Origin of the sequence: Paenibacillus sp. FSL L8-0708 (assembly GCF_038009325.1) — a bacterium.
Lineage (GTDB): Bacteria > Bacillota > Bacilli > Paenibacillales > Paenibacillaceae > Paenibacillus_AQ > Paenibacillus_AQ odorifer.
Genome location: NZ_JBBPBC010000001.1, coordinates 4,346,783 through 4,360,897 on the forward strand (window position 1 = coordinate 4,346,783; position 14,115 = coordinate 4,360,897).

Here is a 14,115-nt window from a genome sequence, read left to right on the forward strand (position 1 = left end):
CGAGCTAATGTTTAAGCCCCTTGTTACCTTGTTCATGCTCATCGTTATCTACTACTTCAATAGTATTTAATTGTGCTCGGAAGTTATTGCGGATATTCCCCAGGTAAATTTCACGAAGCTTGGCGCGTTCCGCCACTTCCTCTTGATTAAGGCCTACGCTCTTCTGTTTGCGTGCCAATTCGTTAATTCGCGCGACCAACTCATCAATATTCAATACTTTCCCTCCCCCTATAAATTAATTCTAACTCTGCCATGAGAAAAAGAGCTTGTCAAGGTCTACTCCCTGCAAGCTCTACTGGTCATTCTATTATGTTCTCAGAAAATTAATAAATAGGTAAAGTAAGTATGTCTCCAGCGTTAATTTGACTACTCTTAATCCCACTTGAACGTTTAATTCCTTCTATATAAACAACTGTCTTCATATCAGCTGGTTTATTCTTAAGGGCAATACTCCATAGTGTATCTCCACGTTCAACCACAATCCGCTTCTCTTCCTTCATTATAGTCGTCGATCCTGCAAACACATTTCCCACTACTGTTAGGCCAGATAATACTAGCACGAAAATCAATATTAACTTAATAAAGAAATCTTGACGGAACAACGAAATCATCCCTCCAAGCAAACGTTCCGTTATCTCTTTCACCTTAGCGGAATTACGGGCAACGTCATTATGTCCTATAGATTCAACCACTGGGGCCTTGTCGTAGATGCTGCGGTATGTACTGTATTTTAGCATAATCATCATCCTCCAAACACTTGTTCTTACTTTCGAATTTATAATAACACGAACATGTGTTTTGTTCAATACTATTTCAGAACAATTGTTCTCTTTTTTTCGAGAGACTCAAGCGGTTCATTTTATTATCATTTGTCTACCATTTTTTAACTCTAGCAGATTAATATTTATAATAGTTAGAACTTATGTTTGTGCGAACGGTAGTTCTATGTTATAATTTTCCCAAACATTACTATATGGGGTTGATTCCAATGTCAAAGATTTCAAGTCGCCAGCTGGCGATCCTGGAATTTATACGAAGCGAAGTCCGCAGCAAGGGTTATCCACCTTCCGTCCGGGAAATTGGAGAAGCTGTTGGCCTTGCTTCCAGCTCCACAGTTCACGGTCATTTGGACCGGCTTGAGAAGAAGGGACTTATTCGTCGAGATCCAACGAAGCCACGTGCAATAGAATTACTAGGCCAAGAGGATTCAGAGAATGTTCACCAATTCGCGCAGACCATCTCACGGATTCCTGTCGTAGGTAAAGTTACCGCCGGGGTACCTATCACTGCTACAGAGAATATCGAAGACTACTTCCCACTTCCTACTCACTATGTAGGTGACAACAAAGTATTTATGCTGTCTGTCATGGGTGATAGTATGGTGGACGCAGGCATTATGAATGGTGACTATGTGATTGTTCGCCAACAACAAACAGCGGACAACGGAGATATCGTTGTAGCCATGACCGAAGAAGATGAAGCAACCGTTAAGACCTTTTACAAGGAACGTGATCATATACGGCTTCAGCCGGAGAATCCAGCTTATGAGCCGCTTCGCCTTAATCGCGTAACTATTCTCGGAAGAGTCATCGGATTGTTTCGAGATATCCACTAAGTATGCACTTCTAACATAAAAGGCTGTTCCGCATATGCGGAACAGCCTTTTTTCTACGTTTTTTTGCTTTCCAACCACTTACGAACAATTGTTCCCAATGGCTAAAATGGCCATTTTCTATGAATAACCCTTTAGGCGTTCTGCTCATATCCTAATTAGAAAGGAGTGTTGCGTATAATGCCCAACTACCGAATTATTGTAGATCTGACCCAACGAATGTTATATCTTCTGGACAATGATATTGTGATTAGAGGTTTCCCTGTCGGCATCGGTAAGATGTTAACCCAATCCCCAGTGGGTGAATTCACTATTATTAACAAACAACCCGACCCAGGGGGTCCCTTCGGTGTTTTTTGGATGGGACTGTCTAAACCACACTACGGAATTCATGGAAACAATGACCCTTCCTCCATTGGGAAAGAGGTGTCCCACGGCTGCATCCGGATGTACAACGAGGATGTGTTAGCACTCGCTGCTATTGTCCCTATAGGCACACGAGTAACGATAAGAAATTAAATTCGAATGGAGGCTCGGCAACCCCCAAATCACATTAAAAAATGGGGGTCATTACATAAGTAAGTATTTTTTCATTAGCATACTAGGAGTTTGGTGATTATATGTCGAATATTGTTAACAGGATTGCAAATTGAAAAGGATGTGTTTAGTTTGAATAATTCAAAAATTAGAACCCTCGTCGATTTTAAAGTCGATGCACTGGGTAAGCTGTCCGGTTTACTTTTAAATGATGAACAAGCTAGTGGAAAAAAAGTGAATTTGCTCACCTCTTTTGGCAGCATTCAGGGAATCGTCTCTCCAACCGTCTCCAACAAAGAGGATGTATTTGATTTAAAATCTTTGATGGATGATGTAATTGTAGACGAATACATATCTTATTTGGGAGCAGAACACCCTGATAAAAATTTCAGCTATAACTTTGTTGTCCTCAATGACGTTACTGTAAGACCTTATGCTAGTTATGGGACTCCGATCGAATACAAACAGCTGATTGTTTATACCGATCATATCACTGCCTTCAATTTTCTATAGGTTTACATAATCACCTTAAAAAGCACCCTTGCAGCAACCCCCAATTTTGCATCATTTGCAGAATCGGAAGGTTTCTCTGGGTGCTTTTTTTGGGTTAATCGTGAAGCCTATCCTATAATTCCACGAATTTCCCTTTTAAAAGATACTAGTGGAGATCATTCAGGCATATCTTTCAATAAGCAACAATTTGAGTCTAATGAGATAACTAGGAGGTGTGATTATATGCTGATTTTCCTGATGTACTTATTTGCTATTTTAGGAGTTGTTTTAATTCTAAGTGCCGCCATTATAAAATTGAAAACGCTATCTGCTTCATCTGAAATTTCTAAGCTAGTTAATGCGACCTCATCTTTTAACATCAGCTTCACCAAAACATTCATTCCCCCCAATCAATCTCACTTGATCGCACTTAACGAGCCTAATAAAAAATTGGCAATCGGTACCAAAAATCCGAAGAGTAACAAAAAAGCAGTAGCAAAGCTATACTCTTTTGATAATGTAATGGGATCCGAGATTGTGGTTAACGCACTCACCCTTTCAAAAGTATCCAAAAGACATCAAAACAGCAAAACTACTGCAACAAGTGCAGATATTAACATCCTTAAGGACACCGATGAAGAAGCTAATGTGATTGAAGAGCTTACGCTTAAAATATATATGAACAGCAAAGAAACGCCTGTGTATTGTATCTCCTTCTTGCCGGGTTTATTGCCTATTCGACAATCCGACAACCAGTACAAGGAAGCTTTCTCCCAAGTACAGCAATTGCATGCACTGTTCAGGTCAATCGTCTCTGAATAATTAAGTTGCTTTTTGCGCAATAAGATGTGTGAAAATAGCAACGTCCTTGTATGGAGATAAACTGCTTAACTTAAGCTCTAGCTCCACCATTTCTACATGCCATTGCTCATCCATTTTTATTTCATTATCCACAATATATCCGTAGATATTATGTATTCCGTATATACTTCTAATCTCATAACCACACTCCGCGAGCCATTCCACTAATTGATCTTTTGTATAGATGGTAATGTCTGTTTGAATAATGCCGCTATATTCCTGCGTGTTTCCAATACTGTCTATAGCCCCCATAGGATCTTTATTCATAATGGCTTTTTTCATCACTTTTGCCACTGGATTATGAGTTATAAGAGAAAGCATTCCGTTTTCATTTTGTTTTTTACTAATGTCCATTAACAATTGTTTTGGATCATCGAGATATTCAAGCACATTATGGCAAAAAATCCAGTCATATCCGTCCGCTAATACATCTGCATCTTGTAGCGTTGCCGATCTAAAGGCTATGTTAAGACCGTCTTTACATGCAGACTCTTGCGCAATGACTATCATCTCTGGAGTCGGATCTATCCCTGTAACTGTATAACCTTTTTTTGCGAATTCACGACTGGTTATCCCAAAGCCACAGCCGATATCTAAAATAGATTTTGCCTCATCAGAGCTGCAGTGATTGTCAATTTGCTGCCAAGCGGAATGATAAAACAATCTCCCCCAAGGCATTTTAATGTAGTTTAAATAGGAATCTATTGATTTAGTAAAAGCCTTTGATGTAGACGCCATATCGCCATACCTCTCATTTGTTTTCGACATAGAAAAATCTAAAATTGCACACTAAACCCATCAAACTGGTGAATGCCCGTACCATGTGCTACTACCTTTTTCTCACGTAACTCACGAACCGCCTTTTTGACCTCTTGTAAAATAGATGGATCTAAACCCAGTGTATTATGAGAACCGAATACTTGGGTAACTCCTGGAATTTCCGTAATCTTTTCTAAGGATGCCACTAAATCAACCGGACTAGTCGAAGGGTAAAAGGCATAGATTGGCGTAACGTCATACAATAAATCACCTGTAAACAGATATCCGTTGGCATGATCAAAAAGGCTGATATGACCTGGCGAATGACCTGGTGTGTGGTATATTTCTATTTTGCGCCCGCCTATGTCGAGCACATCCCCTTCTTGTAAAAGAGCTGTTGGTTTCCCTTGAAAAGGTATGTAGGTGTTAGGATCAAAGGTTTCAGGAACAGGAAGGCTGATGTCCCGGCTCATATCTTTACGAATCTGGGCAAGGGACAAGCCTTTTATTCCGTTAATCAGCCAATCCGCATCCTCTTTATGTACATAGATTGTCTCGAATTGTCCATGACTGCCAATATGATCTGCATGCACATGCGTAGTTATGACAGCGATAGGTAAATCCGTTAACTGATCCGTTATTCTTTTAATATTATCAATACCTAATCCCGTATCAATTAACGCGGCTTGTTTTTGCCCCAAGAGTAAAAAAGAATGCACCTTTTCCCAATGTCCATATTCACTGATTGCATAGGTGGTCGGATCAATTTCCGTTACTGTAAACCAACGATCTTTAATCAATTACGCTCCCCCATTCCATTTTTCCCTTACATGCTCTTCTCCCTTACAATAATCCGCCTGTTCATCTGCTTGATAGATTTCTTGATAGGGCAAAATGTTGATTTTGCCTGAGTCTGGATATTCGCAAATATCTATTCCCTGGTTCGTTCGGAGATCCAGATACCTGCATGGTGCATCGGAATGATTATAAAGCTGGTGCGCCCCTTCCGGTCCCATTTCAAAAAATATTACATCCCCTTCAGTAACCTAAAGATCTGATATCAAAAACCAAATGCTTGGAACCCACCATTTCAGCTAATCTTTCACTCGTATGCCAAGCAAACTCTGGGATCGGAGACTGTTTTTGAGTAAATGAGACCGTATTTTCATTAAAAATCTTCACCATCTGCAACACTGCTCCTCCTTATGCTGTTCGTTCAATTACAACAAATAAAGAATCCCAGCTATAGCTAATGAAATAAGACCACCTAAAGCGGACCAATTAGCTACTTTGTTTTTAGCTTTACGGTCTCGCTTGGATTCCGAATAAAAGTTACCTCTTTGTTGTGTACCTGTCGTGAAGGCTCCAACACATATACCTGCAATTATAAAAAAGCCCAATCCTATGTAAATAAAAATTTGCATGAACTTACTCCTTCCCAGGAAAGAATTAGTTATCTATATATAAGATATTTTAACATTAAATCCCTCTACTACGTGCCATGACTTTCGGACCCAGATGACGCTATTTGCTAATTTTCAGCCTTTGGAGCATGGTTTCGGACTCCAGTGACGTTATTCCTAAGGATGAGGCTCATATTGAGTGTTTTCAATGCCAATGGCGACTATGGAGTCCTTTATTATCCCAAATGTAGGGTAAAGCTTCATATAAGGTCTACTGGGTCCTATAGCGGGCTCATACGCGAAATTTGCAACCTCAGCAAACGGAAATTGGCGTTCGAATGAAGTAAGGTACCAAAAAAGAAGAAGAAGAAGTGTGCCAACAACCATTTTTTTGATTATGGTTATGGCACACTTCTTCTACTCCATACAACCCCTTCGGTTCTGTTTACACTTAATTCCCTTCAAGTTCAAGTGTTGCAAGTGAAACCATCACCCAAGGTGCAAACTTATTCGACGAATCCCCCTTAGGATTGTGTATCCGAAAAAGAAAAGCTTCCCCCGCCTGATTCTTCCAGACCATATAATCTTCTATCCCTTTATCACCAGTTGCCTGCAGATATAGTTCAGCAAAACCTAGAGGATGTTCAATTAGTTCCCCGCTATGGTCGTTTGCTTTGCCAATTGCAGAAAGCTCGGTTTGTCCCTGCTGCTTCAAAGCTGTAAGATCGTAATCGGCAGGTAAGTGTTTAATTTCGGCATAATAGGTTGGATCCTCAGTTAATGATAAACGACCAGACTGTGAGTCTAGTGTGAAACCCTGAAAAACATACAGGGAATATCCATCACCTTTCCCAAGTGTACCTTCTTGCCCTGAGACCCCTCCCTCCTGTTCACCAAATGCTTTGGTCTTTGGCCGATCGGATGTTAGAGGATCAGTGGCCTCCGGACTGGCGGACTCCTGCGCCTCCATAGAAGGAGTAGCAGAAGGTTCAGGAGTGCTTGTAGCTTCAACAACTGGCATTGTTGCTGCACTTGACGCTGTAGGTTTTGCCTCGTCTGTTGTTTTATTGTTACTACATGCACCGAGAATTGAGGAAGACAGAAGAATACTAGTAACTGTAGTTAATATTATTTTTTTCATTACGCACCTCCTTATTACTATATTAGTTATTACCCACATGAGTGACGTGTCCTCTTATTCTTCAAACCTTTTCTCAATTTTATTGCTACGGATTGAAAAATTTCAAACAATCGACTCGTTCTTATTTACAGCTATGGAGTTGTGCTCGAAATTCAAATTGTTCTAGGACGGTTCGGGCACCTATTATTTTAAGTTCAGAGAGCAAAATAAAAAAAGCCTCAATGGGCGTGTCTATATAATTATTAGTATCAAAAAAAGAAGCACCTCAATCTATTATTGAGATGCTTCTTTGCTAAAATTAAATACTGTAATCGTAATGAGAAAAGTTCAAACGATACTGCGACATAGAAGTAAAGTTTGGATTGTCTACAACAACATAAATGCTTGCTCCAGGTGGAAGTATAATATTACTAAAAGACTGAGTCTCCCAAGTTCCCGCTTTAGCAGTATATATAGGTCCCAGTTCACTGACGCCGTTATAACTAACTATCACACCTGCTCTTGTGGGACCATTACCACTATACCCTCCCACATTAACTACAATTCTTTTGAAATTTGCTGATGTATTTGTCCATTTAAACCAATCTTGATCGGTAGCACTTTGGATGAACAGATCAAAAATTTGGCCGCCATATTCATTAGGTGTTATTGTTATTGCATTCGCTCTACTATCGCCAACTCCAACAACATAAGGAGTGATTTGGGACGTTGAACTATTCTCGTCAGCAAATGCGGAGGCCGATGGAATCAAAACTACTGCTGCAACAAGAAGTACAGATAGATATTTTTTTATTTTCACTATGCTTCCATCCTTCGATAAGATAGTTAATCGGCCGATTACATTTTAATATTATCATTCTTTAGAAAATATACATATAGTTCATAAGTTTCCAAATTATTTAATAGAATATCGCAAATACTGTCCTTTAGTGTAAATATAAAATGAAAAACGTCTATTTCTGTTATTCGACATCTAGATATACATAATTGTGCAGGATTTTATATCCAAAGTTATTTATCAGTTGCCCACATCACCCTGTCATTTTGTGATGTTCCTGAAACGAAAGTATTCGGCGCTTTATTTATTGGATATTCTATCGTGTATTAATTCTTCTTTATTCAATCCATTTTCCCGAATTTAGAAACGGATCGGTCTCCCACCTATGCCGATTCACTCACTAAGACACACTCATGCAGTGCTCCTACTAGAAGCAGACAATGATATGAAGTATGTTCAGGAGCGAATCGGACATGGCAGTATTACAATTACATCTGATGTCTATTCTCACATTTCCAAGAAGATTGAAGTAAGCAGTATAGAAAAGTACAAAGCTCACATAAGATCTATCCTCGATTAGCATCCACTAATTTTTTGTGGGCATTTTGTGGGCACCGTCATTACAGAGATTCCTTACTACTCCCACGCCTACACACAAAAAAAACCTCAACGCCAAAGACGTTAAGGGTTTTAAGATTCTAGTAAAGCGTCATGCATTACCTTCAAGTTTCTTACGCTGTTTGGTTTCATTGTCTTCGTCGACTCCTCCGCAAAGTAGGTGGATAGTGATTGACTTTGATCATCTTAATCAACGCTTCAAGGACTTCTTTTTCTTTTATCCGTTAATGGTTTCATGCAATTGCTCCTTTATCACTTGCCTGCCAAGCTAATATACTTTCCGCTAGAAATACTCTTGGGACACCAGTGTTTAAGCAAGTTGCGCAAATCTTGCCGTCCTTCATACCTTTAATTTTAATTTTACGCTGAGTAATCTTGCCAACTTTATCTAAGTAAACAATTTCAACAGTTTAACCACTCTTTATTTGCATGTTGATACCCCCTAAAAAACAAGAACCTTTGTTCGCATTATAATCAAACATATCTTCTTAAATCAATAGAAATCCTATCACCAAATGTAATTATTATGAATTAATAAATATAACACTCTTTTTATTACATATTTAAAAAATATTGTTTAGACGGTTCTTGTTGCATTATGTATCTTTGATTCCTATAAACATACTAAAGGAGATACATATGAAAAAGAAAATTTACGTACCTATCATTTTATCCTTACTTCTGCTATTTAGTTTTGTTTCTATTACTAAAGCAAATACCACAACAGTATCAAGTTTAATTCCGGTAATGACATCTAATACTTCTCCATCTGGAGTGGTAAGTGCAAGTAGCGAATGGGGGATTGACCATCAAGCATTCAACGCATTTAACAATAACAACAACGACTATGGGTGGGCTTCTAAAGAAGGTGTGCCATATGGATGGATAGCTTATGAATTTGAAAGTCCACAAATTGTTAACTCTTACTCTCTAACAGGTCGTGGCAAAAACGAGAATGTAGCAAAAGAATCACCTAAAAATTGGACTTTCGAAGGATGGAATGGGGAAAACTGGGTTGTTCTTGATACTCAAAACAATATTACTGGTTGGACTACATCAGTGAACAAAGTATTCGCGTTTAATAATGAAAAAGAGTATAAAAAATACAGATTAAATATATCAGAAAATAATGGATACTCTTATTTTGTTACTATTGGTGAAATAAAAATGAACTACACTCCTGCTCCAGAACCAACTATCACGCCTGTACCTACTCCATCTGCTACTCCGGAAGTTCCAACAAGTGACAGAGCAATTTTGACAGTAACTCTAACCACTGGGTTAGAAAAAGAGTTTGATCTACCAATGTCAGAAGTTACTACATTCCTAAATTGGTACGACGGTGCTTCGGGATCTGCTAAGTATGGAATAGATAAGCACGAGAACAACAAAGGCCCTTTTAGCAAACGTACTGAATATGTTGTACACGATAAGATACTTACATTTGAAGTTAGTGAATATACCTTAACAAAATAGCTTTTCCTATCACTTCCCTCCTCCAGCCTTAGTAGCCAGAAGCTATAATTGGATGAAGGAGGTTTTTTATGTTTATATCACCTATGTTATTACAAACTACTGCTGGACCATTCAGTCATAGCGATTTTATATATGAACCAAAGATAGATGGGCATCGTCTTATTTATTCTCAAGAGTCCGGAAAAATCCGGCTATATACACGGCACAATAATGATTGCACTCGGCAGTATCCTGAATTACATCTCCCATTTGCTGAAGATGTTGTTTTGGATGGAGAAGTAGCCTGTGTTGACCCTACAACTGGAGTATCAGATTTCGAAGCTGTTATGAGTCGCTTTCAAGCGAGACGAACTGATAAAATAACTCAACTCACAGGGACTCTCCCAGTGTATTATGCCATCTTTGATATCTTAATGTACAAAGGTAAGGATCTACGTGGACTGCACCTAATGATAGACATTTCCTAAATTCATGTACTACTAGAAGATAGTATGTATTAAATGAATTTAATAACCCTTTCTCTATCTATTATCCCATTTTAATATTTAATAATATATAATTATACATTTTATGTTTACTTTTGGATATAAATACATCATAATTGGATTGTATCCCAAATATAGGAAGGATGGTTGAATCATGAAAAAGAAAATCTTAGCTGGCCTCTTAACTATTTCTGCTTGTTTTGCTTTAGGATCTACTTCATTTGCTGCTGATGCCACAATTCCAACGCCTACTAACTCTTCACCATCGGTAACTTCTGAAGTGACACCTTATGTTTATTATGAGAAAGACATTTACTTAAAAGTAGGAGATTTTGGTTCTGAATATTCGGGTATAACTTGGAATGTAATTTATAATGATGGCTCTACTATTGTAGGAACAGATCGCTTCGTAGTTACTCCGGTTGAACCTGGTATTACCGTTGTAAGCGCAGAGATGGGCAATGCCGTTGTATTTCTTTTTAGGTTCCATGTAAGTTATTAAAAAAATATCTTTTATTAATAAAACTCAATAAAATAACCCGCAGGCATAAGCCCGGCGGGTTATTCTAGGTATGTTCTGAATTCAAACCACCCCCGATCAAAATGAGCTCCAGCGAGCTTAATAGAATCTGTTGAATAATCCTATGCAGCACTCAATTAATCAACTCCCTAAACAATAAAATACCCATCCACTCCGCAGGGTTTAGGTGTTTCTGAACTGTTAAATTAACTTTATTTAGAACATTATTTAAACAAGCTTTATGTCACACAATAAGACAATTCCACGAAAAACAAACCATTTAATTGTTATATATCCTAAATTAATATTCAATAGTCTATTAATCTACTATATATGTTTACTTTTATACATTTATACTACATAATTGGTTTGTGTTCCAAAATTAGGAAAGAGGGTTGGATTATGAAAAAGAAAATTTTAGCTGGTCTATTAACTGTTGCTACCTGTTTTTCGTTAGGGTCGACCTCTTTTGCATCCAGTACTTCTACAGTTCCGAATTCATCACCTTCCGCAAACGAGGTAGTTGCTGCGGGAGAATATTATCAGGCTATTCTTAATCTTAAAGTCGGGGATACAATGTGGGTAACAGGGTATGACTTTTGGTATATCCATACGGATGGTAGTATTGAAGTAAGGCAAGACGGATTGATTACAGCTTTGTCTCCGGGGGCAAGCACTGTAGCCGCAGATTTTGGAAATGGAAATACAATGTATTATATAGTTCTTGTTAAATAATAATCAAAATAAGACCTCTCTTTACTATAGGGAGGTCTTATTTATGCACACTTTAAACTCGAACCTTTCATGGATAAACGAGATCCGCTGATCTTATTGATTCCGGTGTATCCCCCTCTACAATCCCACCATAATCTATAAGATGGCCAATTGGATCAGGTTCCAGCCGAACCATACGGATACCTTGGATTGGGATAGAGCTGCTGTCAAAAATTCCGTATCGCTCTCTAAGACTTTCTTTGTAGCACTCAATTAATCACTGCCTGGCAATAACTCGATAATCAAACTCTTCTTCCCCCCAGTCTTCATATATAGCACCCTCAGCGATACCCCAATCTCCGTCACTCTCAACCCTATGATGCTTTGGTTTATTTATGCTTCTTTATCCACTCAAATAGCTTGCGGTCCTCGTCTCACAGGAACTCATTACATCGATATGTTGTAGTATCCACAAATGTATCTGGGTTCTCGGTATCAAAGAAGCGATGCTTCAACCAATGTTTTTCATTCCATGGGTTAAAAGTAATCGTTAGCTGCTTATAGTATCCTTCCGGCAGCAGAACACGAATTGACATATCCAGCTTATCGAAATCATCCTCATTAAGGATCTGATAGGCTTCTTCAAACCATGCCCAACACAAATATCCGGTGTCCACCGTAATAGAGATGATTGACATCGGATCATCTAGACCTCGGAACAATATCTTTTGACCTGTTGGCTTATATATAGCTTCTAGTGGTACTTTCTTAAATTGCCACTTGTTACCCACTCCTAGCCTATTAGCTGCCCATTTAAGCTGTGCCCAGGTAGAGTCTTTATGAGTATTGAACGTCTTACGCAGAACTAAAGTATTCGCTAAAGGATATTCCATCATCTTTGCAATAATAGATAAAGCGGCTGTAGTGCTCTTTTTCGAACCCCTACCGCCTTTGACTACCCGGTAACGCCCTTTAAAATGCCAAAACTTTGCGTATCCCTTGCCGACGCTCTCCTGTAAGCTAATAACTTTACTCATGAAGATCATCCTTTATGAATACAACCTCAGATTGGACTTCTTTACTGATGGCCCGCAACTTCAAGCTGCATCTTCTTCACGCGGAGCTTAGTCTCTTCATCCATATATTTAAGTACAAACATTCTTTGCTTGTCAGTTAGATCAGCTTCTACTTCTGGTGGATCGCCTCGAGCCACTATTTTTTCCTGTTTGTTGGATTTCGGTTTCTTTTGTTGTACAACACTTTTCTTTGGCTGTTGTACAACGTTATTTGATGATTGTTGTACAACACTCCATTTATCACGCTGCTTCCAGACGACTACCTTCTTTTCGTCAATGTCCAGTTGCTCGGCTATCTGCCTGTTTGTTATTTCCCACCGTGTTCACGCCATATCTCTAGTGAGCGGTCCCGGTTTGGATCACGTGCTCTTGGCATTATATTATCCCCCCCGTATTTAAGGCATGAAAAAAGCACCCGAAGGTGCCTATGCAAATCTATTCTCTAAGAATTTTTGAACTGCTTGTTTTGTGTCTCCATCATAATTAACAAATCTACCTGCTTCATGCTGTTCCTTGTAATCCAGAACGTTCTTTTTAGTCATTATAACTTCTTTATTGTTAATAGAGACCTTCCATTCAAGCGGATGCAGAGTAAGATATTCATAACGAGCAGCCAAGCCTAAACCTTCTAATTCAGATATGCTTTCGTTTAACGCTAATTCAATTTCTTGAGCCAGTATTTCGTGTGCTTTTATTGCTTTTTGTATATTTTCTGCCCAATTCAAAATGATCACCCCCCTCATCGTCATAAATCGACGCACAAGGAAAATTCACCTGCTATTCAATACCCATGTACCTTACTTCGCCGTCACCCCTGCAGCTTTTGGGGTTTAGATTATGGGTTATTTACAATACAAAAAGAGTCGCTTTTCAGCGACTCCCCGAGTTCAAAATATTACTTCAATTTTAATTCTCCTTTCCTTAAAAATATCAGTTAGTCGCTTTTCAGCGACTCCCCGAGTTCAAAATATTACTTCAATTTTAATTCTCCTTTCCTTAAAAATATCAGTTAATAACTCATTCCCGATCTTTGCATTACCTAAAAGCTCAGTGTGGTCGGTATAATTTTGCATAGTAGATGGTTCATTGTATTTTGTAAAAGAAAATCCAGTACTAACCCTACTTATTGAATATCTTTCATTCTCAAAAGTAAATTCGATTTCCCTGCCAATAGAAAGATCGCTTTCTAAATCAGTTATACCATAATCCATTAAACCACCCCCAATCTTAAAATCTATTGATTATACAATAAATTCTATTTAATACCAAGGTCCTCGTACTGGATTTCCGAATACTCCATTAGGGAAGGTCCAGTTATGTCTATGTGGAACTACCGGATGTAACACCGGATTCCCATGATTAGTATAATAAATATCCATTTAAACTTTTCCTTCAGAATCGAAATATCTTCTTTGAATCAAGTCGCCACTTACTACTAAGTCCATACTACTGTATGCACTTTGACTCCTTACCGGTAAAGATGTCCCTATTGATTGGACCGAATGTCCGTAAGGTGAAGGCGTACCATTCGCTTTTGCCTCCTCATAACCCATTGGCCAATCTGCCGCTGAAGCACCGCTTGGAACAACCGAAATAATCAGTGATAAAAACATTAGAGTCATGACAACAATTCTCGAAATTTC

General features: G+C 38.6%; 22 protein-coding genes and 1 pseudogene. 9 read left to right on the forward strand and 14 right to left on the reverse strand.

What is annotated here, in order from left to right; all coding sequences use genetic code 11:
• Positions 1-4 precede the first annotated feature (4 nt).
• Both NYE58_RS20680 and NYE58_RS20685 read right to left on the reverse strand, forming a co-directional pair.
• A complete protein-coding gene (locus NYE58_RS20680) occupies positions 5-214 on the reverse strand; it encodes a DUF896 domain-containing protein (protein ID WP_036687717.1) in 210 nt (69 codons plus the stop codon).
• 109 nt (positions 215-323) lie between these two features.
• Positions 324-737: a LysM peptidoglycan-binding domain-containing protein gene (locus NYE58_RS20685; RefSeq protein ID WP_076128409.1), complete on the reverse strand. Its 414-nt coding sequence runs from the start codon at positions 735-737 to the stop codon at positions 324-326.
• A 251-nt stretch (positions 738-988) separates the two neighbouring features.
• Here NYE58_RS20685 and lexA point away from each other — a divergent pair, with 251 nt between their 5' ends.
• From lexA to NYE58_RS20705, 4 genes are all read left to right on the forward strand, one after another.
• Positions 989-1,615: a transcriptional repressor LexA gene (gene lexA, locus NYE58_RS20690; RefSeq protein ID WP_036687720.1), complete on the forward strand. Its 627-nt coding sequence runs from the start codon at positions 989-991 to the stop codon at positions 1,613-1,615.
• 177 nt (positions 1,616-1,792) lie between these two features.
• Entirely contained in the window at positions 1,793-2,131 is a 339-nt protein-coding gene (locus NYE58_RS20695) for a L,D-transpeptidase (protein WP_076128407.1), read from the forward strand.
• Between the two features lie 150 nt (positions 2,132-2,281).
• Positions 2,282-2,662 (forward strand): hypothetical protein, encoded by a 381-nt coding sequence (locus tag NYE58_RS20700; protein WP_139329870.1) that lies wholly within the window; start codon positions 2,282-2,284, stop codon positions 2,660-2,662.
• A 222-nt stretch (positions 2,663-2,884) separates the two neighbouring features.
• Positions 2,885-3,463 (forward strand): hypothetical protein, encoded by a 579-nt coding sequence (locus NYE58_RS20705; protein ID WP_341002947.1) that lies wholly within the window; start codon positions 2,885-2,887, stop codon positions 3,461-3,463.
• Here NYE58_RS20705 and NYE58_RS20710 read toward each other — a convergent pair whose 3' ends face one another.
• The 6 genes from NYE58_RS20710 to NYE58_RS20735 form a co-directional block, all read right to left on the reverse strand.
• Positions 3,464-4,240, reverse strand: coding sequence for a methyltransferase domain-containing protein (locus NYE58_RS20710; protein ID WP_341002949.1), 777 nt, complete (start codon positions 4,238-4,240; stop codon positions 3,464-3,466). It abuts the gene before it with no gap.
• A gap of 38 nt (positions 4,241-4,278) precedes the next feature.
• The gene (locus NYE58_RS20715) at positions 4,279-5,061 is read right to left on the reverse strand and encodes an MBL fold metallo-hydrolase (RefSeq protein WP_341002950.1); all 783 of its coding nucleotides are present in this window, start codon (positions 5,059-5,061) and stop codon (positions 4,279-4,281) included.
• Between the two features lie 238 nt (positions 5,062-5,299).
• On the reverse strand, positions 5,300-5,452 hold the full coding sequence (locus tag NYE58_RS20720) for a hypothetical protein (RefSeq protein ID WP_179087018.1): 153 nt from the start codon (positions 5,450-5,452) through the stop codon (positions 5,300-5,302).
• A 29-nt stretch (positions 5,453-5,481) separates the two neighbouring features.
• A complete protein-coding gene (locus NYE58_RS20725) occupies positions 5,482-5,685 on the reverse strand; it encodes a DUF5316 domain-containing protein (protein WP_076217990.1) in 204 nt (67 codons plus the stop codon).
• A 430-nt stretch (positions 5,686-6,115) separates the two neighbouring features.
• Positions 6,116-6,805: a hypothetical protein gene (locus tag NYE58_RS20730; protein ID WP_076217992.1), complete on the reverse strand. Its 690-nt coding sequence runs from the start codon at positions 6,803-6,805 to the stop codon at positions 6,116-6,118.
• A 298-nt stretch (positions 6,806-7,103) separates the two neighbouring features.
• Positions 7,104-7,604 carry a hypothetical protein gene (locus NYE58_RS20735; protein ID WP_076217993.1) on the reverse strand — a complete coding sequence of 167 codons (501 nt, stop codon included), beginning with the start codon at positions 7,602-7,604 and terminating at the stop codon, positions 7,104-7,106.
• A 364-nt stretch (positions 7,605-7,968) separates the two neighbouring features.
• On the opposite strand from NYE58_RS20735, the gene NYE58_RS20740 reads away from it, so the two are divergent.
• The 5 genes from NYE58_RS20740 (at position 7,969) to NYE58_RS20760 (ending at position 11,417) form a co-directional block, all read left to right on the forward strand.
• Positions 7,969-8,163 (forward strand): tyrosine-type recombinase/integrase, encoded by a 195-nt coding sequence (locus NYE58_RS20740; protein ID WP_076217994.1) that lies wholly within the window; start codon positions 7,969-7,971, stop codon positions 8,161-8,163.
• Positions 8,164-8,840: 677 nt separating this feature from the next.
• Positions 8,841-9,677, forward strand: a complete 837-nt coding sequence (locus NYE58_RS20745; RefSeq protein WP_076217995.1) for a discoidin domain-containing protein — start codon at positions 8,841-8,843, stop codon at positions 9,675-9,677.
• Between the two features lie 68 nt (positions 9,678-9,745).
• The gene (locus NYE58_RS20750) at positions 9,746-10,144 is read left to right on the forward strand and encodes an ATP-dependent DNA ligase (RefSeq protein ID WP_081387530.1); all 399 of its coding nucleotides are present in this window, start codon (positions 9,746-9,748) and stop codon (positions 10,142-10,144) included.
• Positions 10,145-10,316: 172 nt separating this feature from the next.
• A complete protein-coding gene (locus NYE58_RS20755; RefSeq protein ID WP_076217996.1) occupies positions 10,317-10,664 on the forward strand; it encodes a hypothetical protein in 348 nt (115 codons plus the stop codon).
• Between the two features lie 420 nt (positions 10,665-11,084).
• Complete coding sequence (locus NYE58_RS20760; protein WP_076217997.1) at positions 11,085-11,417, forward strand: hypothetical protein; 333 nt, start codon at positions 11,085-11,087, stop codon at positions 11,415-11,417.
• A 413-nt stretch (positions 11,418-11,830) separates the two neighbouring features.
• On the opposite strand, the gene NYE58_RS20765 is transcribed toward NYE58_RS20760, so the two are convergent.
• The 6 genes and pseudogenes from NYE58_RS20765 to NYE58_RS20785 form a co-directional block, all read right to left on the reverse strand.
• On the reverse strand, positions 11,831-12,433 hold the full coding sequence (locus NYE58_RS20765; RefSeq protein WP_076217998.1) for a PBSX family phage terminase large subunit: 603 nt from the start codon (positions 12,431-12,433) through the stop codon (positions 11,831-11,833).
• Between the two features lie 41 nt (positions 12,434-12,474).
• Positions 12,475-12,609: a hypothetical protein gene (locus NYE58_RS20770; protein ID WP_256719019.1), complete on the reverse strand. Its 135-nt coding sequence runs from the start codon at positions 12,607-12,609 to the stop codon at positions 12,475-12,477.
• Positions 12,610-12,732: 123 nt separating this feature from the next.
• Positions 12,733-12,783: pseudogene (locus NYE58_RS37540) on the reverse strand (hypothetical protein); the annotation flags it as partial.
• Positions 12,784-12,897: 114 nt separating this feature from the next.
• Positions 12,898-13,197, reverse strand: a complete 300-nt coding sequence (locus NYE58_RS20775) for a hypothetical protein (RefSeq protein ID WP_076217999.1) — start codon at positions 13,195-13,197, stop codon at positions 12,898-12,900.
• A gap of 237 nt (positions 13,198-13,434) precedes the next feature.
• On the reverse strand, positions 13,435-13,683 hold the full coding sequence (locus NYE58_RS20780; RefSeq protein WP_076218000.1) for a hypothetical protein: 249 nt from the start codon (positions 13,681-13,683) through the stop codon (positions 13,435-13,437).
• A gap of 168 nt (positions 13,684-13,851) precedes the next feature.
• Positions 13,852-14,085, reverse strand: a complete 234-nt coding sequence (locus tag NYE58_RS20785) for a hypothetical protein (RefSeq protein WP_341002953.1) — start codon at positions 14,083-14,085, stop codon at positions 13,852-13,854.
• Positions 14,086-14,115 lie beyond the last annotated feature (30 nt).

Bases quoted from the DNA above. Each gene is read 5' to 3' on its own strand.
- NYE58_RS20755 (WP_076217996.1), top strand. From the start codon at position 10,317: ATGAAAAAGAAAATCTTAGCTGGCCTCTTAACTATTTCTGCTTGTTTT.
- NYE58_RS20695 (WP_076128407.1), top strand. From the start codon at position 1,793: ATGCCCAACTACCGAATTATTGTAGATCTGACCCAACGAATGTTATAT.
- NYE58_RS20785 (WP_341002953.1), bottom strand. From the start codon at position 14,085: ATGTTTTTATCACTGATTATTTCGGTTGTTCCAAGCGGTGCTTCAGCG.
- NYE58_RS20705 (WP_341002947.1), top strand. From the start codon at position 2,885: ATGCTGATTTTCCTGATGTACTTATTTGCTATTTTAGGAGTTGTTTTA.
- NYE58_RS20750 (WP_081387530.1), top strand. From the start codon at position 9,746: ATGTTTATATCACCTATGTTATTACAAACTACTGCTGGACCATTCAGT.
- NYE58_RS20780 (WP_076218000.1), bottom strand. From the start codon at position 13,683: ATGGATTATGGTATAACTGATTTAGAAAGCGATCTTTCTATTGGCAGG.
- NYE58_RS20760 (WP_076217997.1), top strand. From the start codon at position 11,085: ATGAAAAAGAAAATTTTAGCTGGTCTATTAACTGTTGCTACCTGTTTT.
- NYE58_RS20710 (WP_341002949.1), bottom strand. From the start codon at position 4,240: ATGGCGTCTACATCAAAGGCTTTTACTAAATCAATAGATTCCTATTTA.
- NYE58_RS20740 (WP_076217994.1), top strand. From the start codon at position 7,969: ATGCCGATTCACTCACTAAGACACACTCATGCAGTGCTCCTACTAGAA.
- NYE58_RS20725 (WP_076217990.1), bottom strand. From the start codon at position 5,685: ATGCAAATTTTTATTTACATAGGATTGGGCTTTTTTATAATTGCAGGT.
- NYE58_RS20745 (WP_076217995.1), top strand. From the start codon at position 8,841: ATGAAAAAGAAAATTTACGTACCTATCATTTTATCCTTACTTCTGCTA.
- lexA (WP_036687720.1), top strand. From the start codon at position 989: ATGTCAAAGATTTCAAGTCGCCAGCTGGCGATCCTGGAATTTATACGA.
- NYE58_RS20685 (WP_076128409.1), bottom strand. From the start codon at position 737: ATGCTAAAATACAGTACATACCGCAGCATCTACGACAAGGCCCCAGTG.
- NYE58_RS20730 (WP_076217992.1), bottom strand. From the start codon at position 6,805: ATGAAAAAAATAATATTAACTACAGTTACTAGTATTCTTCTGTCTTCC.
- NYE58_RS20765 (WP_076217998.1), bottom strand. From the start codon at position 12,433: ATGAGTAAAGTTATTAGCTTACAGGAGAGCGTCGGCAAGGGATACGCA.